Consider the following 18229-nt stretch of genomic DNA (forward strand, 5'->3'; position numbering starts at 1 on the left):
GCAGCAGACAATACGCTTAAGACGATAATGCAACAGTGTAACGTACCGTTTGCGGGTCGGCGGCCAAATGCGACATTTTAAACAAAATGGAACATTTCAGGCCGCCTGCACCTGATTACGCCCCGCTGCCTTGGCGCGATACAACGCCTCGTCGGCGCGTTTGAGGGCCAGGTCACTGCGCTCTCCCGGCTGAAACTGCGCCATGCCCATGGACACCGTGATCGTCACCGGCTCGCCCTTGAAGTGAAACGGGCAGGCTTCGATGGCGGCGCGCAGGGTTTCACCCACCGCCAGCGCCTCGGACAGCGATGAATGGGGCATCAGCAGCACAAACTCTTCACCGCCAAAGCGCGCGATGAAGTCATTGGGCCGCAGGCGTTTTCGCAGCACCGTGGCGATGATCTTCAACACCTTGTCACCGGCGAGGTGACCATAGCCGTCGTTGATACGCTTGAAGTGATCAAGGTCCAGCATTGCCAGCGACAGGCTGTTGCCGCGCTGGTGCCAGGCGTTGACCTCTTGCTCCAGGCGCTCGCTCCAGGCAGCGCGGTTGGGCAAGCCGGTAAGGGGGTCGATCAAGGCTTTCTGGCGCTGAACCTCCAGGTGCTCACGGTAGCCCTGAGCCTCCTGTTCCATATTGGCCACCCGTTCGGCCAGGCCTTTGAGGCGGGCGGCCACTTCCTGCTCACGCTGGTCACGCTGGTGCTGGTGTTCGTCCATGGTGCCCAGCAGGCCTTCGAGATGGCTCTCGAGCACATGCTTGAGGCTGTCGAGGTCTGCCGCCTCCTGGACGCTACTCTGCAAACCATCCACCTGTTCGCGGATCTGGGTGTCCAGCTCTCTGGCGGCCGAGCGACTGTCGGCGTGGCCGTCACTGGCGACCTGCAAGTGCCCCTGAAAGGCTTCAAGGCGCTCGTTGAGCTGCTTGAGGTAGGCTTCGAACTCGTGCTGGCCGCTGTCGGTGACCGCCAGCATCAACACCGCCAGGTCATCGAGGATCGGCAGCAGTTCGTACCAGTTCAAGCCATGGGTCAAGCGATCACGCATGGCTTCGGCCTGGGGCCGATAACGCTCTGGCAGCGACAGGTCTTCCAGCAACCCGAGCAGGGTGTCTTCGATGTGTTTGGCCACCGAACTGTAAGACGGCTCGGGGGTGTCGGGCAGGGCGTAGGCCTGCTCCGCTTGCAGCGCGTCGGGGTTCGGCTCTGCGGGCTCGGGCGCCTCTTCCGGCTCGTCGGCCAGGACCGGCGGCAAGGAGAGACTGCCGATCTCCGTTTGCTCCAGCTCGCGGGCCTGCACCTCTGGCGCCTCGACCATGGCAGCAAGGGCGCTCTCAAGGGCTGGCTCAACCTGCGCTTCGAGCGGTTGTTCAGGCGCCAGTGGTTCGATGATCGCGGCGGGCGCCTCAATCACGGGGGCTTTGACCACAACGGCGGGGGCAACAGGCGCCGCTTCGCTGACAACCTCAGCCGCCTGTACTTGCGGCACACGCTCAGGCAGCGGCTCTACGGAAGCCGGGGCCTTCGGCTGCGGCGCAAAAGCCCGCAGCGCTTGTGCCAACTCGGCCGATTGCGCCGGCGCTTCAGCCTCATTCACCGGCTTTGGCGCAGCGGGCGCGTGAGCAGCCGGGCGTGAGGGTGCCGACGCCTCAACCTCGGCGGTTTCGGCCGCAGCGTCCCTGGCGCCAAACAGACGCTGCAACAGCCCCGGGCTCGGACGGCTGGCTTCGCCCTCCGGCTCCAGGTTGCTCAATGCCTGCCCCTGAAGGCCGCTCAACTCACTCAACAGCAGTGGAATTTCCCGCGCCTGGCCGACCCGCCCGTCCAACTGTTTGGCGAACGCCTTCAGAGGGCGGCTGACCTCACGCGGCAAGGGCAGTTTCTGCAACTGGGTGACCAAGGCCGTCAACGCGGTGCCGATCTGGTCGACCCGGGTTTCACGGCGCTGCTCCGAATCCAGCACGGCCTTTTCCAGGCGCGGCAACAAGGCGGCGAGGGCGGCGTCCATGTCGTCTGTGCGGACAACATCGCGCATTTCCTTCATGCATAGGTCAACCGCACGGTCGGTCCCTTCAGCCGCCAGGGTGCTGCGTACCAGCCCCCGGCGCAGCAGGTCGAGGCGGGCGGCCCAGCGGCGCTCGAGCTTGTCTTGTTGCTCGATGCTTTTAAGGTATTTTTCTTTCCAGCGCTGGGCGTCGTCGCTCATGCAAGGGGTCCGCGAGGGCCGGGGCTCAACGCGGGCAATGCATCAGCCGTGAGCGAACCCGGCAGACGAATCTCTACCGCGACCGGCAGGTGATCGGAGATGGGCTGAGCCAGTACCTGCACACTTTCGAGTGTGAGGGTCGGGCTGAGCAGGATGTGATCAAGACAGCGTTGCGGACGCCAGCTGGGAAAGGTGGCTTCGACTTGCGGCGCCAGCAACCCAAGGTCACGCAACGGGGAATTCTGTAGCAGGTCTGTGGCATGGGTGTTCATGTCACCCATCAGTACCTGATGTTTGTAGTTACCAATCAACTCACGGATGTAGGCCAATTGCAGGGTGCGGGTTCGCGCGCCCAGCGCGAGGTGCATCATGACCACCACCAACGCTTCCGGCCCTTCGCCGAACCGTACGAGAATCGCCCCACGGCCTTTGGGGCCGGGTAACGGGTGATCCTCGATCGCCCACGGTTTCAGGCGGCTGAGCACACCATTACTGTGCTGGCCGAGTTTGCCGAGGTTGCGATTGAGTTGTTGATACCAGTAGGGAAAGGCACCCAGCTGGGCCAGGTGTTCGACTTGGTTGATGTAGCCGGAACGCAGGCTGCCACCGTCGGCCTCCTGCAGGGCTACCAGGTCGAAGTCGCCCAGCAGGTCGCCGATCTTTTGCAGATTGCCGGCACGCCCGTTGTGGGGCAGCAGGTGCTGCCAGCCACGGGTCAGGTAATGCCGGTATTTCTCGGTACTGATGCCCACCTGTATATTGAAACTGAGCAGGCGCAACCGGCTGTCTGCCGGCAGGCCTGTGGATTCCAGATGGTGTCCATTGACCTTCGGGTCATGCAGGCCAACGACACGTTCAGTACCCCAGCGACGCATGACAGGCCCCTTACTTGGCTGCGCGCTCTTTGGCGATCAGCTGGTCAGCCACGTTCAGCGCTTGCTCTTCGCCACCGGCGCTGCCGATGTCAAAACGGTATTTGCCGTTGACGATCAGGGTCGGTACGCCTTGCACGCCATATTTCTGGGCAAGTTCTTTGTACTGGGCCATCTTGCCCTTCACTGCGAACGAGTTGAACGTCTCAAGGAACTTGGTTTTGTCGACGCCTTGAGTGGCCACGAAATCGGCCATGTCCTCAGGCTTGAGCAGGCGCTTGCCTTCTTTCTGGATGGCGTTGAAGACAGCGGCGTGAACCTTGTGCTCTACACCCATGGTGTCCAGGGTAATGAACAGCTGGCCGTGGGCATCCCATGGGCCGCCGAACAAGGCAGGAATACGTTTGAAGTTCACGTCCTCAGGCAGCTTCTCGATCCACGGATTGATCACTGGCTCAAACGCGTAGCAATGCGGGCAGCCATACCAGAACAGCTCCACCACTTCGATCTTGCCCGGCACGGAAACCGGTACAGGCGTCTCCAGTTGAACATAGGTTTTACCGGCTTCAAGCGGCACATTATCGGCAGCTTGTGCGGTCATGCCGAAAAGGCTGGCAGTGACGAGAGCGGCGCTGAGGATCAGATTACGCATGCTTTACTCCTGGACAAATAAAGTCGCCTCACGCGACCTTTGTTGTGACAGGTCTACGCGGGCATGAGTTCGTTAGTGTAACGGCACCGGCCACAAAAAAGGGCAGCCTAGGCCACCCTTTTTATGCTTGCATCGACGGATTAATCGAGCGTTAACGTAGCCGGGACACTTAGTGCAGGCCCTGGATGTATTGGGACACGGCTTCGATGTCCTTGTTGCTGAGTTTGCCGGCGATGCTTTGCATGATTTTGGTGTCGCCGTCGTTGGTGCGATTACCTTCCCGGAAGTCCGTCAGCTGTTTGCCGATGTACTGGGCATGCTGGCCACTCAAGTGCGGGAAGCCTGCCGCCGCGAGGCCTGCGCCGTTAGGCGAGTGGCAACCGATGCAGGAAGGCATGCCTTTTTCCAGGTTGCCGCCACGGAACAATTCTTCACCGTGGGCCACCACTTTTGGATCAGCAGCTCCCACGCTGCCCTTTTGGCTGGCAAAATACGCCGCGATGTCCGCCAGGTCCTGATCACTGAGGTTGGTCAGCAAGCCGGTCATTTCCAGGACCGTACGCTTGCCATCCTTGATGTCGTGCATCTGCTTGGTCAGGTAACGTTCACCCTGGCCGGCCAGTTTTGGAAAGTTTGGCGCCGGGCTATTACCGTCCGGTCCATGGCAAGCACCACATACGGCGGCTTTCGCCTGGCCGGCAGTAGCGTCGCCTGCGGCATGGGCAACACCGGTGATGCCCAAGGTCAACAGCAGACTCACGATCAGTTTGTTCATCAGCTAATCCAACTACGGCTAAGGGTTAAAGAGTTATGGACCGGGTTTACTCACCATCAACTGAATGACGGCCTGGTAATCCTCGGTACTGCAGTCCATGCACAAACCACGCGGCGGCATCGCCTTGAAACCCTGAGTCACGTGTTGCACCAGCGTGTCCATACCTTGAGCCACTCTTGGCTTCCAGGCTGCCTGGTCACCCCGTTTCGGGGCGTTGGGCAACTGTCCGGCATGGCAAGCCACGCAAACGCGGTTGTACACAGCCTCCGGATCCTGTGTAGCCTGCGCACTGTAAAGTGGCATCAAGACACCGACGACCAGCAGCCACTTGGTCATACATCGACCTTTTCAGGGTTTGAGAGCGTTTTGCGTTCTAATGCGCAATAAAGGTCTATCGCTCCCGTGAACTTCATCCTTCGCTGGGACAAAGCACACACAAAATCTGCGGCATTATATACTGGCGCTACTGAAACGGAAACGACACCGCTTGCCGCACCCATTCCCGGCACCGCCCACATCGGAAAACTCATGCAACTCAAGAATCCCATCCTCGGCCTGTGCCAACAGTCCACCTTCATGCTCAGCGCCGCCAAAGTCGACCAATGCCCCGATGACGAAGGCTTCGAAGTCGCATTCGCCGGCCGTTCCAACGCCGGTAAATCCAGCGCGCTGAACACCCTGACCCACGCGAGCCTGGCCCGCACCTCGAAAACCCCGGGGCGCACACAGCTCCTCAACTTCTTCAAGCTAGACGATGATCGGCGTCTGGTCGACCTTCCGGGCTACGGTTACGCAAAAGTACCCATCCCGCTGAAGCTGCACTGGCAGCGTCACCTGGAAGCCTATCTGGGTGGCCGGGAGAGTTTGAAGGGTTTGATTCTGATGATGGACATCCGTCATCCAATGACCGACTTCGACCTGCTGATGCTCGATTGGGCCGTCGCCAGCGGCATGCCCATGCACATCCTGCTGACCAAGGCCGACAAGCTGACCTACGGCGCAGCCAAAAATACCCTGCTCAAAGTGCAGGCAGAAATCCGTAAGGGTTGGGGCGATGCGGTGACTATCCAGCTGTTCTCGGCGCCAAAACGCCTGGGCCTGGAAGACGCCTACACCGTGCTGGCAGGCTGGATGGAACTGGCTGACAAGGGTTCGGAAGTCGCCGAGTAAAAACTCGGGGCAAAAAAAACCCCGGACTTCGTATGGGGAGGGGAAGTTCGGGGTCCAAGTTCCGGACCGCTAGGGCGGGGTCCAGATATCTGCCAACACTTAACACAACATAGGAGCATTGAAGGGCTTCACCACCCATTCAGTAACTCTGAGTCACATTTCATGGGTTAAGTTCCGGCAGGTTCAAAAAACTATTGGTAATAACCCGCCACGCTTTCCGATCTAAAGCGTTGCCGCAGCGTGCTGCCGCGGCCCAAGCCCCACGCTTAGTGCGCCTCGTCCCAGTTGTCGCCCACGCCGACGTCCACCACCAGCGGCACATCCAGCTTCGCCGCATCGCTCATGTGCTCACGGATCTTCGCGCTGACTTCATCCACCAGGTCCTCACGCACCTCCAGCACCAATTCATCGTGCACTTGAAGGATGACCTTGGCGTCCAGGCCCGAGGCCGCCAGCCAGTTGTCGACCTTGACCATGGCCTTTTTGATGATATCGGCCGCAGTGCCCTGCATCGGCGCGTTGATCGCCGTACGCTCGGCGCCAGCACGCTCCTGGGGCTTGTTGGAGTTGATCTCCGGCAGGTACAGGCGGCGCCCGAACAGGGTTTCCACGTAGCCCTGATCCGCCGCCTGGGCGCGGGTGCGCTCCATGTACTCGCGAACGCCCGGGTAGCGGGCGAAGTACACATCGATGTAAGCCTTGGCGGTCTTGGTGTCGACGCCGATGTCCTTGCCGAGCTTCTGCGCGCCCATGCCGTAGATCAGGCCAAAGTTGATCGCCTTGGCACTGCGTCGCTGGTTGGACGTGACCTGCGCCAACTCAACCTTGAACACCTCGGCCGCCGTGGCGGTGTGCACGTCCAGGTCGTCGCGGAACGCATTCAGCAAGCCTTCGTCCTTGGACAAATGCGCCATGATGCGCAACTCGATCTGGGAATAGTCCGCCGCCAGCAGCTTGTAGCCCTTGGGTGCGACAAACGCCTGGCGAATCCGCCGGCCTTCAGCGGTACGCACCGGAATGTTCTGTAGGTTTGGATCGCTGGAGGACAGACGCCCGGTTGCTGCTACGGCCTGATGATAGGACGTGTGCACGCGACCGGTGCGCGGGTTGATCTGCTCCGGCAAACGGTCGGTGTAGGTGCTTTTCAACTTGCTCATGCTGCGGTACTGCATCAGCACTTTCGGCAGTGGGTAGTCGTCTTCAGCCAATTTGGCCAAAACTTCCTCGGCCGTCGAGGCCTGGCCCTTGCCGGTCTTCTTCAACACCGGCAGCCCGAGTTTCTCGTAGAGGATGGCCCCCAACTGCTTGGGCGAGCCCAGGTTGAATTCCTCGCCGGCGATTTCATACGCCTGACGCTCGAGGTCGACCATCTTGTTGCCCAACTCGATGCTCTGGATGCCCAGCAAGGCGGCATCCACCAGGGCACCCTGGCGCTCAATGCGCGCCAGCACTGGCACCAGCGGCATCTCGATGTCGGACACTACACTGGCCAAGGTAGGAATAGCGGCAAGCTGCTTGTGCAGTTCCTGGTGCAAACGCAGGGTCACATCCGCATCTTCCGCCGCGTAAGGGCCGGCCTGCTCCAGGGCAATCTGGTCAAAGGTCAGCTGCTTGGCGCCCTTGCCGGCGATGTCCTGAAAGCTGACGGTGTCGTAGTCCAGGTACTTCTTCGCCAGGCTGTCCATGTCGTGGCGGGTCGCGACGGAGTTCAGCACGTAGGACTCAAGCATGGTGTCGAAGGCGATGCCGCGCACGGTGATGCCATGGGCCGGGTCGCCACCGATGGCGCAATTGGCCAGGATGTTCATGTCGAACTTGGCGTGCTGGCCGACCTTGAGCTTTTCCGGGTCTTCGAGCAACGGCTTCAGGGCCAGCAGCACGGTGTCCCGGTCCAGCTGTTCCGGCGCGCCGATGTAGGAATGGGTCAGCGGGATATAGGCCGCTTCGTGGGCCTGTACGGCAAACGACACGCCCACCAGTTGCGCTTTCTGGGCGTCGATCCCGGTGGTTTCGGTATCAAAGGCGAACAGCTTGGCGTCGTTGAGCTTCTTCAGCCAGGCATCAAACCTGGCCTGGGTGAGGATGGTTTCGTACACCGGCTCCGTAGAAACCGGGGCCGCCGCCTCAACCGCCTGTTCGGCGACAGAAGTCGACGGGGCCGCGCTCAGCTCAACACGCTTGGCGTCACGCTGAAGCTCGTCGGTCCAGCTTTTGAACTCCAGCAGCGTGTACAGCTCCAGCAACTTCTCCCGATCCGGCTCGACCAGGTGCAAGTCGTCCAGGCCCACATCCAGCGGCACATCGATCTTGATCGTCGCCAACTCGTACGACAGGAACGCGCTGTCCTTATGCTCTTCGAGCTTGGCGACCAGGGTCTTGGCGCCACGAATCGGCAGGGTCGGCACGATATCGAGCTGCTCGTAGAGCTCCTTCAAACCGCCGTTGACACCTACCAGCAAGCCGGAAGCCGTCTTTGGACCAATGCCCGGAACCCCCGGAATGTTGTCGGACGAATCGCCCATCAGCGCCAGGTAATCGATGATCTGCTCGGGAGCGACACCGAATTTCTCCTTCACGCCCTCAACGTCCATGGCGCTACCGGTCATGGTGTTCACCAAGGTAATGTGCCCGTCCACCAGCTGCGCCATGTCCTTGTCACCGGTGGAAATCACCACAGGCCGGTCGGCGGCGGCACTGCTGCGGGCCAGGGTGCCGATCACGTCGTCTGCTTCAACGCCTTCGACGCACAGCAGCGGGAAGCCCAGGGCGATCACACTCTGGTGCAGCGGCTCGATCTGCACGCGCATGTCATCGGGCATGCTCGCGCGGTTGGCCTTGTATTCGGCGTACAGCTCATCGCGGAATGTCCCGCCCTTGGCGTCGAACACCACCGCGAACGGGCTGCCCGGGTACTGCTTGCGCAGGCTTTTGAGCATGTTCAACACGCCCTTGACCGCGCCGGTAGGCAGGCCTTTGGACGTGGTGAGCGGAGGCAGCGCGTGAAAGGCGCGGTACAGATAAGAAGAACCGTCCACCAGGACGAGGGGGGCTTGGCTCATGAGCAGGATCAACCTTTTCGGCGGGTCAGGCGCTAGAATAGCCGGACCAATGACGACAAAGGGACAAGGTTATCATGCGTACAGTGAATCGCCTGTTGTTGACCGGCTTGATTGCATTCCTTCCGCTGGCCGCCACGGCAGCCGACGGGGCTTCTTCGGCAGATCCGGAAGTGACGATCCGCACCGAGGGTGACAGAACCATCCAGGAGTACCGCCAGAACGGCTTCCTGTACGCAATCAAGGTGACCGTAAAGGGTGCGCCGCCTTATTTCCTGGTGCGCGCAGACGGAACCGATGCGAACTTCATCCGCTCTGACCAGCCGGATATGCTGATCCCGTCATGGAAGATCTTCGAATGGAAATGATTTCTTAACTTTAATCGGCGCTGCCCACGGCAGCGCCCGTAACGGCAGTTTTAACCATGTCTGTGTTCACCCCCCTGGCTCGGCCCGAGCTGGAAACCTTTCTTGCCCCTTACGGGCTCGGCCGCCTGCTTGATTTCCAGGGGATTGCCGCTGGTAGTGAAAACACCAATTTCTTCATCAGCCTGGAACAGGGCGAATTCGTCCTGACCTTGGTTGAACGTGGCCCCGTGCAGGAAATGCCGTTCTTCATCGAACTGCTGGACGTGCTCCACGACGCCGACCTGCCGGTGCCTTATGCCCTGCGCACCACCGACGGCGTGGCCTTGCGCGAGCTGGCCGGCAAACCGGCGCTGCTGCAGCCGCGCCTGGCGGGCAAGCACGTCAAGGACGCCAACGCCCAGCATTGCGTGCAGGTGGGCGAACTGCTCGGCCACCTGCACCTGGCCACCCAAGGCGACAAGGTGCTGGAACGCAAGACCGATCGCGGGCTGGATTGGATGCTCAGCGAAGGCGCCCAACTGATCTCGCACCTCGACGCGGAACAACAAGGCCTGCTGCAAGCCGCGCTGGATGAGATCGAGGTGCATAAGGCGCAGATCCTCGCGCTGCCCCGGGCGAATATTCACGCCGATCTGTTTCGCGATAACGCGATGTTCGAAGGCACCCACCTGACCGGGCTGATCGACTTCTACAACGCCTGCTCCGGGCCGATGCTGTACGACGTGGCGATCGCCCTGAATGACTGGTGCTCGGACACCGACGGCGTGATCGACGGCCAGCGGGCGCGGGCATTGCTGGGTGCGTATGCGGGCTTGCGGCCGTTTACCGCGAAAGAAGCGGAGCTGTGGCCGACCCTGTTGCGCGTGGCGTGCGTGCGGTTCTGGCTGTCACGCCTGATTGCCGCGGAGTCGTTTGCCGGGCAAGACGTGCTGATTCACGACCCGCGGGAGTTTCAAGTGCGCCTGGCGCAGCGCCAGCAGGTCCAGACTCCGCTGCCGTTTGCGTTGTAGCACACGGTCAGTGTGGGAGCTGGCTTGCCTGCGATAGCGGTGGGTCAGTTACATTTGAGTCAGCTGGCCCACCGCTATCGCAGGCAAGCCAGCTCCCACATTTGATCTTCGTTGTGGCTTATAAAGACTCCAGGCACCCCGCCAGATCATTCCCCAGCTTCTCCAGCACCTGCTCATAACCCTGAGCCGTCGCCGGCGTGTAGCCGCCCAACGCGTCCAGCTCCGCCAGCTTCACCGGCAAACCGGCCACCAGGGTTTCCGCCAGGCGCGGGCGCAACGGCGGCTCGCTGAAAACGCAGGTCTTGCCCACTTCCTGCAAACGCGTGCGCATCGCCGCTACATGCTGCGCACCCGGCTGCACTTCTGCGGCCACGCTGAACACACCGGTGTGCTTGAGGCCGTAGGCATCTTCGAAGTAATCGAAGGCTTCATGGAACACGAAGTAAGGCTTGCCCGCGACGTCGGCCATGCGTGCTTTCAAACGCGCATCCAGCGCGTCCATGCGGCCATCAAAGGCCTTCACGTTGCTTTGATAACGTTCGGCATTCGCAGGGTCGGCAGCGCTGAGGTCCGCCGCCATGCGATTGGCGATCACCCGGGCGTTGACCGTCGACAACCACAAGTGCGCATCCAGGCTGCCCGGGCGATGATCGTGATCATGTTCGTCGGCATCTTCAGCATGGGAGTGGCTATCTTCGGCGAACCGACGCAATTTCATCCCCGGAAGGTCCTGCACCGCCACCGTCGGCAAGCTGCGGCCTTTCAACACACGGGGCAGAAAGCTTTCCATGTCCGGGCCAATCCAATACAGCAGGTCCACCGACTGCACGCGCCGTACGTCGGAAGGACGCAGCGCATAGTTATGGGGGGAAGCGCCCGGCGGTAGCAAGACCTCGGGAATCGCCACGCCGTCCTGCACGGCGGCGGCAATCAGCTGTAACGGTTTGATGCTGGTCAGCACCCGAACCTCCGCCTGAGCGGCACCGGCAAGCAACAAACTGGTGACAAATACGACAAAAACGGGAAAAAGTCTGGACACGATGACCACTCAAGGAGGCAGGAACAGGTAACATAATAACGTCTCTCACAAATATCTGTCGCCGCTCATGCCTAAAACACCGCTTGCCAGCCGTCCCCATGACCACTCTCACTGCGTGCACAGCGCACTGTCAGAGGCCGACGCACTGTGTGCGCGCCAAGGCCTGCGCCTGACAGCCCTGCGTCGCCGGGTGCTGGAGCTGGTGTGGCAAAGCCATAAGCCGCTGGGTGCCTACGACATCCTCGGCGTGCTCAGCGAGCAAGATGGCCGCCGCGCCGCGCCGCCCACGGTGTACCGCGCGCTGGACTTCCTGCTGGACAACGGCCTGGTGCACCGCATCTCCTCGCTCAACGCCTTTGTCGGCTGCAACCACCCGGAACACGCGCACCAGGGCCAATTCCTGATTTGCCGCGAATGCCACGCCGCCATCGAGCTTGAACAAAAAAGCATCAGCGACAGCATCATCAAGAGCGCCGGCGACGTCGGCTTCAAGGTCGAAGGGCAAACCGTCGAAGTGGTCGGTGTGTGCTCGGGCTGCCAGGGGGCTTGATGAGCACTGCGTTAATCCGCCTGGAGCAGGTCGGGGTCACGTTCGCCGGGCAAAACGTGCTGGACAACATCGCCCTGAGCGTCGAGCCGGGGCAGATCGTCACGCTGATCGGCCCCAACGGCGCCGGCAAGACCACCCTGGTGCGCGCCGTACTCGGCCTGCTCAAGCCCGACAGCGGCAGCGTGTGGCGCAAACCCAAGCTGCGGGTGGGTTACATGCCGCAAAAGCTGCATGTGGACCCAACGTTGCCCCTGTCGGTGCTGCGCTTCCTGCGCCTGGTGCCCGGCGTAGACCGTGCCCGCGCACAGTCGGCCCTGAAGGAAGTCGGTGCCGAACAGGTCATCGACAGCCCGGTGCAAAGTATCTCCGGCGGCGAAATGCAGCGCGTACTGCTGGCCCGCGCCTTGTTGCGCGAGCCCGAACTGCTGGTACTGGATGAACCCGTGCAAGGCGTCGACGTGGCCGGCCAGGCCGAGCTGTACAGCCTGATCACCCGCCTGCGGGACCGCCACGGCTGCGGCGTGCTGATGGTCTCTCACGATTTGCACCTGGTGATGAGCACCACCGACCAGGTGGTGTGCCTCAATCGCCACGTGTGCTGCTCCGGCCACCCGGAACAGGTCAGCGGCGACCCGGCTTTCGTCGAGCTGTTCGGCAAGAATGCCCAGAGCCTGGCGATTTATCACCACCATCACGACCACGCCCATGACTTGCATGGCGCCGTCGTGGACGACCCCGCCACACCTCACACCCACGTTCACGGAGATAGCTGCAAGCATGGCTGATTTTCTGCTCTACGCCCTGCTGGCAGGCTTGGCTTTGGCGCTGGTGGCGGGCCCACTGGGCTCGTTCGTGGTCTGGCGGCGCATGGCCTATTTTGGCGACACCTTGTCCCACGCCGCGCTGCTGGGCGTGGCCATGGGCTTTCTACTGGACGTCAGCCCGACCATCGCCGTGACCGTCGGCTGCCTGCTGCTGGCGGTGCTGCTGGTGACCCTGCAACAGCGCCAGCCCCTGGCTTCCGATACGTTGCTGGGCATCCTGGCGCCGAGCACGTTGTCGCTGGGCCTGGTGGTGCTGAGCTTCATGCATGAAGTGCGCATCGACCTGATGGCCTATCTGTTCGGCGACCTGCTGGCGATCAGCCCCACCGACCTGGCCTGGATCCTCGGCGGCAGCGCGGCGGTACTGGCGTTGCTGGTAACCCTGTGGCGCCCGCTACTGGCGATCACCGTGCACGAAGAACTGGCCACCGTCGAAGGCTTGCCCGTGGCGGCGCTGCGCATGACCCTGATGTTGCTGATCGCCGTGGTGATTGCTGTCGCGATGAAGATTGTCGGCGTATTGTTGATCACCTCACTGCTGATCATCCCGGCCGCTGCGGCCCAGCGTCACGCCCGCTCGCCGGAGCAAATGGCGGTCGGCGCCAGCCTATTGGGGATGCTTGCGGTGTGTGGTGGCCTGGCACTGTCCTGGTTCAAGGACACCCCGGCCGGGCCGTCGATTGTGGTCACCGCGGCCGCCCTGTTTCTGCTGAGTTTTGTCCTGCCCCGTCGTGGGGTGTAGACTTGCTCGCTTTTTGCGCAATTAGAGAGTCGCAGGAATGAAGCTGTTCAACGCCCGTTATCTGCTCCTTGCCGCATTTTCCTTGCTGCTGGGCGCCTGCCAAAGCACCCCGCCCGCCGCCCCTGAAGCGCCGGACGCGCGTGCTGCGGCCATCGCACAGCTGGAGCAAAACCTCGCCAGCAGTGAGCTGGCCACCGCCGAAGACGAACTGGCCGCGCTGCAGGCCCAGTCGCCCAACGACCCGGCACTGGAGCCTTATCAGCGCCAACTGGCCGAAGCCTACCTGCAGCGCAGCCAGATCGTGCTGCAAAAAGGTGACGTCAACGCTGCCGCCACGGCCCTGAGCCGCGCCCGGGCACTGATGCCCAAGGCGCCAGCGCTGACCGGTGGCGTCAACAGTGCAATCGCCCATGCCCGTAAAGTCGAGCTGGACAAAGCCGAAGCCGCCCTGAAAGCCGCCGAAGCCAAGCCGCCCGCCAAGGTCATCGACCCGGCGGCTGAAAGCACCACGGTTGCGCTGAACCTCACCGATATTGAGGCGCTGCGCCATCAACTGGATGAGATCGCCACCGATGTGGTGAATTACCAGTGTGATGTGAGCATCCAGGCGCCGCGCACCGAAGATTACCCGTGGCTGGCCACCTTGCTGACCAAACGGGTGAAGCGCATCGATTCGGGGTATGACCTGAAGATTCACCGGCAGATTCTGAAGAAGGTGCCGGCGCAGGTTGTGCTGATTCCGCGTAAGACTGAATAACTCCATTCGCGAGCAAGCCCGCTCCCACACTTAACCGAGTTCCACCTTTGGAATGCGGTCGAATGTGGGAGCGGGCTTGCTCGCGAAGGCGGTCTGACAAACACCCAATAACTCAAGCCGGAACAGCTTTAGCCTTCGGCTCCCGATCCCAGACCCGATGCTGGGCAATCGCTGCAAAAAACGCCTTCAACGCCTTCGCATCACCGCCCACGATCAGCCCCGCATCCGCCTCAAGCTTCAGCACATCCAGCAACTGCTTCGCCTCACCGGCCAAGGCGATCGCCTTCAGGTGCTTGTACGCTTCAAGCAAGTAATGCAACGCCACGCCATCCCCGCTCAACGCCTGCACCGACTTGGCACCACCCGGTACAAACACCGCATCGAACGCCACCGACGGCAAGCCTTCCATGGACGCATCCACCGGCAGGCTCTTGCCATCGGCCGTTGTCACCGGTGCCGAGGTCGGCCCCAGCAGCTTCGCATGCGCACCCGCAGCCTCCAGCGCCTTCTTCAGCGCCGCAATCGCCGCACCATCAACGCCGTTCGCCGCCAGAATCGCCACTTTTCGCGTCTTGATATCACCCGACAGCAAGTTGGCCTGGCTCAACGCCGGCGAACGCTCCGGAGAGGTCTTGCGCTCGGGCACCGTGCCTTTCTTCGGCACCGGCAGGCCCAAGTTCTGCGCCACGCGCTTGGCCAGCTCCAGGTCGATGTTGGCGAGGATCTCATTCACCTGGCGAGCGCGGATAAACTCGCGCTCCACGTTGCCCAGCTCAAAGCTGTAAGCCGCGATGATGTGCTCCTGCTCGTGCTTGCTCATGCTGCGGAAAAACAACCGCGCCTGGGAGAAGTGATCGCCGAACGACTCACTGCGCTCACGGATTTTGTGGGCATCAATGCGCTCTGGGTACGTTTCAAAACCGCCGTCCTCGGCAGCAGGCGGGGTCTCTTTTGGCCAGCCGCCATCAATCGAGTTCGGCTCGTAGGCCGCGCGCCCCTTGTCGATGGTGGTGCGGTGCATGGCATCACGCTGGCCATTATGGAACGGCGCGACCGGACGGTTGATCGGCAGCTCATGAAAGTTCGGGCCGCCCAGTCGGCTGATCTGCGTGTCGGTGTAGGAAAACAGCCGACCTTGCAGCAGCGGGTCATTGGAGAAGTCGATGCCCGGCACGATATGGCCTGGGCAGAACGCCACTTGCTCGGTCTCGGCAAAGTAGTTGTCCGGGTTGCGGTTGAGCACCATCTTGCCCAGCGGCGTAATCGGCACCAGCTCTTCAGGGATCAGCTTGGTCGGGTCGAGGATGTCGAAGTCGAATTTATGCTCATCCGCTTCCGCGATGATCTGCACACCCAATTCCCATTCCGGGTAATCGCCGCCTTCGATGGACTCCCACAGGTCGCGGCGGTGGAAGTCAGTGTCTTTGCCCGCCAGCTTCTGCGCCTCGTCCCACACCAGGGAACAGGTGCCGACGGTAGGCCGCCAGTGGAATTTGACGAAGTTGGATTTACCCTCGGCATTCACCAGCCGGAAGGTGTGCACGCCAAAACCCTGCATGGTCCGCAGGCTCTTTGGAATTGCGCGGTCAGACATGGCCCAAATCACCATGTGCGCCGATTCCGGCTGCAGCGAGACAAAATCCCAGAACGTATCGTGAGCCGAGCCGCCGGTAGGAATCTCGTTGTGGGGCTCAGGTTTTACCGCATGCACGAAGTCAGGAAACTTGATCGCGTCCTGAATGAAAAATACCGGCATGTTGTTGCCCACCAGGTCGAAGTTACCTTCGTCGGTGAAGAATTTCACGGCAAACCCACGCACGTCACGCACGGTATCGCCCGAACCCCTAGGGCCCTGCACCGTGGAGAACCGCGCAAATACCGGGGTTTTATGCGCCGGGTTACGCAGGAACCCAGCCTTGGTCAGAGCCGAATGATTTTCATAGGTCTGGAAATAACCATGGGCGCCCGTACCCCGGGCATGGACGATGCGTTCCGGGATGCGCTCATGGTCAAAGTGCGTGATTTTTTCACGCATGATGAAATCTTCCAGCAGCGAGGGACCACGGGAGCCGACCTTCAAGCTGTTCTGGTTATCGGAAACCTTCACGCCCTGGTTGGTGCGCAAGGCCTGGCCGGTGGCGTCGGAGCGGAATGTTTCCAGGCTTTGCAGCTTGGCGTTGGTGTTGCCACGGTCCAGCGTGTCGGTACCCGCAAGTTCACTCTTGGGCGGGGTGACTGGCTTTTTAGTACTCATCAGACAAAAACTCCTCGTTTGCGTAGGCCAGAGCGATCCCCGGCTCTTCTTGAGCAAAACCCCAGGCAAGGCACCCGGGAATTTCGAGTTGCTTAAGTAGTGACTGGCACGGTTTTGGACCGTTCCTTTTTTATGACCTTTGATCGCGTTATTGCCAAATCGCTGGTCGGATGCGAAATAAATGCTAAGAAACGCTATACGGACAGGCTAAAATGCGCGCCCGGCTAACCGCTGATCCCTTTTTAATGCGCCCCACAAGGTTCGCTACGTGATCGAGTTTCATAACGTCCATAAAACCTACCGGGTCGCCGGTAAGGATATCCCCGCGCTGCATCCCACCAACCTGCGCGTCGAAAATGGCCAGGTGTTTGGTCTGATCGGCCATTCCGGTGCGGGAAAAAGTACTCTGCTGCGTCTGATCAACCGTCTGGAGCAGCCTAGCGGTGGCCAGATCAAGGTCGATGACGAAGAAGTCACCGCCCTGGATGCCAACGGCCTGCGCCGTTTCCGGCAACAGGTCGGGATGATCTTCCAGCACTTCAACCTGCTGGCGTCCAAGACTGTCGCCGACAACGTGGCGCTGCCGCTGACGCTGGCGGGTGAGCTGTCCCGCAAGGATATCGACCTGCGTGTGGCTGAATTGCTGGCGCGGGTCGGCCTGTCCGACCACGCCAAGAAGTACCCGGCGCAACTGTCGGGCGGCCAGAAGCAGCGCGTCGGCATCGCCCGCGCCCTGGCCACCAAACCAAAGATCCTGCTGTGCGACGAGGCCACCAGTGCCCTCGACCCGCAGACCACGGCCTCGGTCCTGCAACTGCTGGCCGAGATCAACCGCGAGCTGAAGCTGACCATCGTGCTGATCACCCATGAAATGGACGTGATCCGCCGGGTCTGCGACCACGTGGCCGTGATGGACGCAGGGGTGATCGTGGAGCAAGGCACCGTTGCCGAGGTGTTCCTGCACCCCAAGCACCCGACCACCAAGCGTTTCGTGCAAGAGTCCGAGCAGGTCGACGAAGGCGAACAGCGCGATGACTTCGCCCACGTCCCGGGCCGCATCGTGCGCCTGACGTTCCAGGGCGAAGCGACCTACGCGCCATTGCTGGGTACCGTCGCTCGTGAAACGGGCGTGGACTACAGCATCCTGGCCGGCCGTATCGACCGCATTAAAGACATCCCCTACGGCCAACTGACCCTCGCGGTCACCGGTGGTGACATGGAAGCCGCGTTTGCCGCCTTCACCGCCGCTGACGTCCATATGGAGGTGCTGCGCTAATGGAACTCCTGTTGAGTTTTTTCTCGAACATCGACTGGTCGGAAATCCTGCTGGCCACCGGCGACACCATGACCATGCTGTTCGGCTCGCTGCTGTTCACCGTGTTGCTGGGCTTGCCGCTGGGCGTGCTGCTGTTCCTGTGCAGCCCGCGCCAGTTGTTCGAACAAAAGAACCTGTACGCCCTGCTGTCGCTGATCGTGAACATCCTGCGTTCGCTGCCGTTCATCATTCTGTTGATTGTGATGATTCCGTTCACCGTGCTGATCACCGGCACTTCGCTGGGTGTTGCCGGTGCGATTCCGCCGCTGGTGGTGGGGGCCACGCCGTTCTTCGCGCGCCTGGTGGAAACCGCGTTGCGTGAAGTGGACCGCGGGATTATCGAAGCGACCCAGGCCATGGGCGCTACCACTCGCCAGATCATTACCAACGCCTTGCTGCCCGAAGCCCGCCCCGGCATCTTCGCGGCGATTACGGTGACGGCGATTACACTGGTGTCTTACACGGCCATGGCCGGTGTGGTGGGTGCCGGCGGCCTGGGAGACCTGGCGATCCGTTTCGGCTATCAACGCTTCCAGACCGACGTGATGGTGGTCACCGTGGTGCTGCTGTTGATCCTGGTGCAAATTCTGCAAACCGTCGGCGACAAGCTGGTGGTGCACTTTTCTCGAAAATAACGGCT

Annotated in this window: 17 protein-coding genes; 9 read left to right on the forward strand and 8 right to left on the reverse strand. The window is 61.4% G+C overall.

Translation table 11 applies throughout. The features are described from left to right. Positions 1-96: 96 nt before the first annotated feature. The 5 genes from HX855_RS24830 to HX855_RS24850 form a co-directional block, all read right to left on the reverse strand. Complete coding sequence (locus HX855_RS24830) at positions 97-2205, reverse strand: diguanylate cyclase (RefSeq protein WP_177084546.1); 2109 nt, start codon at positions 2203-2205, stop codon at positions 97-99. Next, complete coding sequence (locus HX855_RS24835) at positions 2202-3080, reverse strand: endonuclease/exonuclease/phosphatase family protein (protein WP_177084544.1); 879 nt, start codon at positions 3078-3080, stop codon at positions 2202-2204. Before HX855_RS24835 ends, HX855_RS24830 begins: the two co-directional genes overlap by 4 nt. A 10-nt stretch (positions 3081-3090) precedes the next feature. Next, the gene (locus HX855_RS24840) at positions 3091-3729 is read right to left on the reverse strand and encodes a thiol:disulfide interchange protein DsbA/DsbL (protein WP_177084543.1); all 639 of its coding nucleotides are present in this window, start codon (positions 3727-3729) and stop codon (positions 3091-3093) included. A gap of 169 nt (positions 3730-3898) precedes the next feature. Beyond that, entirely contained in the window at positions 3899-4504 is a 606-nt protein-coding gene (locus HX855_RS24845) for a cytochrome c4 (RefSeq protein WP_177084541.1), read from the reverse strand. 33 nt (positions 4505-4537) lie between these two features. Further along, a complete protein-coding gene (locus HX855_RS24850) occupies positions 4538-4840 on the reverse strand; it encodes a cytochrome c5 family protein (protein ID WP_177084539.1) in 303 nt (100 codons plus the stop codon). A gap of 192 nt (positions 4841-5032) precedes the next feature. Between HX855_RS24850 and yihA the strand changes: the two genes are divergently transcribed. Continuing rightward, complete coding sequence (yihA, locus tag HX855_RS24855) at positions 5033-5674, forward strand: ribosome biogenesis GTP-binding protein YihA/YsxC (RefSeq protein WP_010168644.1); 642 nt, start codon at positions 5033-5035, stop codon at positions 5672-5674. Between the two features lie 266 nt (positions 5675-5940). Here yihA and polA read toward each other — a convergent pair whose 3' ends face one another. Then, on the reverse strand, positions 5941-8733 hold the full coding sequence (gene polA / locus HX855_RS24860; RefSeq protein ID WP_177084537.1) for a DNA polymerase I: 2793 nt from the start codon (positions 8731-8733) through the stop codon (positions 5941-5943). A 74-nt stretch (positions 8734-8807) separates the two neighbouring features. Between polA and HX855_RS24865 the strand changes: the two genes are divergently transcribed. Together HX855_RS24865 and HX855_RS24870 are read left to right on the forward strand one after the other, a co-directional pair. Further along, positions 8808-9098 (forward strand): DUF2782 domain-containing protein, encoded by a 291-nt coding sequence (locus HX855_RS24865; RefSeq protein ID WP_177084535.1) that lies wholly within the window; start codon positions 8808-8810, stop codon positions 9096-9098. A 56-nt stretch (positions 9099-9154) separates the two neighbouring features. Beyond that, complete coding sequence (locus HX855_RS24870; RefSeq protein ID WP_177084533.1) at positions 9155-10108, forward strand: homoserine kinase; 954 nt, start codon at positions 9155-9157, stop codon at positions 10106-10108. A gap of 118 nt (positions 10109-10226) precedes the next feature. Here the strand turns inward: HX855_RS24870 and HX855_RS24875 are convergent, their stop codons facing one another. Continuing rightward, entirely contained in the window at positions 10227-11156 is a 930-nt protein-coding gene (locus tag HX855_RS24875; protein ID WP_309139795.1) for a metal ABC transporter solute-binding protein, Zn/Mn family, read from the reverse strand. A gap of 58 nt (positions 11157-11214) precedes the next feature. Here HX855_RS24875 and HX855_RS24880 point away from each other — a divergent pair, with 58 nt between their 5' ends. Genes HX855_RS24880 through HX855_RS24895 form a run of 4 tightly spaced genes read left to right on the forward strand, consistent with a single transcriptional unit; the run spans position 11215 to position 14020 of the window. After that, positions 11215-11697 carry a Fur family transcriptional regulator gene (locus HX855_RS24880; RefSeq protein WP_003214819.1) on the forward strand — a complete coding sequence of 161 codons (483 nt, stop codon included), beginning with the start codon at positions 11215-11217 and terminating at the stop codon, positions 11695-11697. Then, positions 11697-12482, forward strand: a complete 786-nt coding sequence (gene znuC / locus HX855_RS24885) for a zinc ABC transporter ATP-binding protein ZnuC (RefSeq protein ID WP_010168633.1) — start codon at positions 11697-11699, stop codon at positions 12480-12482. Before HX855_RS24880 ends, znuC begins: the two co-directional genes overlap by 1 nt. Further along, the gene (gene znuB / locus HX855_RS24890; RefSeq protein ID WP_177084529.1) at positions 12475-13263 is read left to right on the forward strand and encodes a zinc ABC transporter permease subunit ZnuB; all 789 of its coding nucleotides are present in this window, start codon (positions 12475-12477) and stop codon (positions 13261-13263) included. The genes znuC and znuB overlap by 8 nt, the downstream gene beginning before the upstream one ends. 37 nt (positions 13264-13300) lie before the next feature. Next, complete coding sequence (locus tag HX855_RS24895; protein WP_177084527.1) at positions 13301-14020, forward strand: PA5502 family lipoprotein; 720 nt, start codon at positions 13301-13303, stop codon at positions 14018-14020. 112 nt (positions 14021-14132) lie between these two features. On the opposite strand, the gene katE is transcribed toward HX855_RS24895, so the two are convergent. Further along, positions 14133-16274: a catalase HPII gene (gene katE, locus HX855_RS24900; RefSeq protein ID WP_177084525.1), complete on the reverse strand. Its 2142-nt coding sequence runs from the start codon at positions 16272-16274 to the stop codon at positions 14133-14135. A 268-nt stretch (positions 16275-16542) separates the two neighbouring features. On the opposite strand from katE, the gene HX855_RS24905 reads away from it, so the two are divergent. Both HX855_RS24905 and HX855_RS24910 read left to right on the forward strand, forming a co-directional pair. Then, positions 16543-17550 (forward strand): methionine ABC transporter ATP-binding protein, encoded by a 1008-nt coding sequence (locus tag HX855_RS24905; protein WP_177084523.1) that lies wholly within the window; start codon positions 16543-16545, stop codon positions 17548-17550. Then, entirely contained in the window at positions 17550-18224 is a 675-nt protein-coding gene (locus HX855_RS24910; RefSeq protein ID WP_177084521.1) for a methionine ABC transporter permease, read from the forward strand. The genes HX855_RS24905 and HX855_RS24910 overlap by 1 nt, the downstream gene beginning before the upstream one ends. Positions 18225-18229 lie beyond the last annotated feature (5 nt).

This window comes from Pseudomonas sp. IPO3778 (assembly GCF_013386825.1).
In the GTDB taxonomy this organism is placed as follows: domain Bacteria; phylum Pseudomonadota; class Gammaproteobacteria; order Pseudomonadales; family Pseudomonadaceae; genus Aquipseudomonas.

Excerpts from the sequence above, each read along its gene's own strand:
- yihA (WP_010168644.1), top strand. The coding sequence starts at position 5,033 with ATGCAACTCAAGAATCCCATCCTCGGCCTGTGCCAACAGTCCACCTTC.
- polA (WP_177084537.1), bottom strand. The coding sequence starts at position 8,733 with ATGAGCCAAGCCCCCCTCGTCCTGGTGGACGGTTCTTCTTATCTGTAC.
- HX855_RS24895 (WP_177084527.1), top strand. The coding sequence starts at position 13,301 with ATGAAGCTGTTCAACGCCCGTTATCTGCTCCTTGCCGCATTTTCCTTG.
- HX855_RS24830 (WP_177084546.1), bottom strand. The coding sequence starts at position 2,205 with ATGAGCGACGACGCCCAGCGCTGGAAAGAAAAATACCTTAAAAGCATC.
- HX855_RS24835 (WP_177084544.1), bottom strand. The coding sequence starts at position 3,080 with ATGCGTCGCTGGGGTACTGAACGTGTCGTTGGCCTGCATGACCCGAAG.
- znuC (WP_010168633.1), top strand. The coding sequence starts at position 11,697 with ATGAGCACTGCGTTAATCCGCCTGGAGCAGGTCGGGGTCACGTTCGCC.
- HX855_RS24850 (WP_177084539.1), bottom strand. The coding sequence starts at position 4,840 with ATGACCAAGTGGCTGCTGGTCGTCGGTGTCTTGATGCCACTTTACAGT.
- HX855_RS24845 (WP_177084541.1), bottom strand. The coding sequence starts at position 4,504 with ATGAACAAACTGATCGTGAGTCTGCTGTTGACCTTGGGCATCACCGGT.
- HX855_RS24840 (WP_177084543.1), bottom strand. The coding sequence starts at position 3,729 with ATGCGTAATCTGATCCTCAGCGCCGCTCTCGTCACTGCCAGCCTTTTC.
- HX855_RS24910 (WP_177084521.1), top strand. The coding sequence starts at position 17,550 with ATGGAACTCCTGTTGAGTTTTTTCTCGAACATCGACTGGTCGGAAATC.
- HX855_RS24870 (WP_177084533.1), top strand. The coding sequence starts at position 9,155 with ATGTCTGTGTTCACCCCCCTGGCTCGGCCCGAGCTGGAAACCTTTCTT.
- katE (WP_177084525.1), bottom strand. The coding sequence starts at position 16,274 with ATGAGTACTAAAAAGCCAGTCACCCCGCCCAAGAGTGAACTTGCGGGT.
- znuB (WP_177084529.1), top strand. The coding sequence starts at position 12,475 with ATGGCTGATTTTCTGCTCTACGCCCTGCTGGCAGGCTTGGCTTTGGCG.
- HX855_RS24880 (WP_003214819.1), top strand. The coding sequence starts at position 11,215 with ATGCCTAAAACACCGCTTGCCAGCCGTCCCCATGACCACTCTCACTGC.
- HX855_RS24865 (WP_177084535.1), top strand. The coding sequence starts at position 8,808 with ATGCGTACAGTGAATCGCCTGTTGTTGACCGGCTTGATTGCATTCCTT.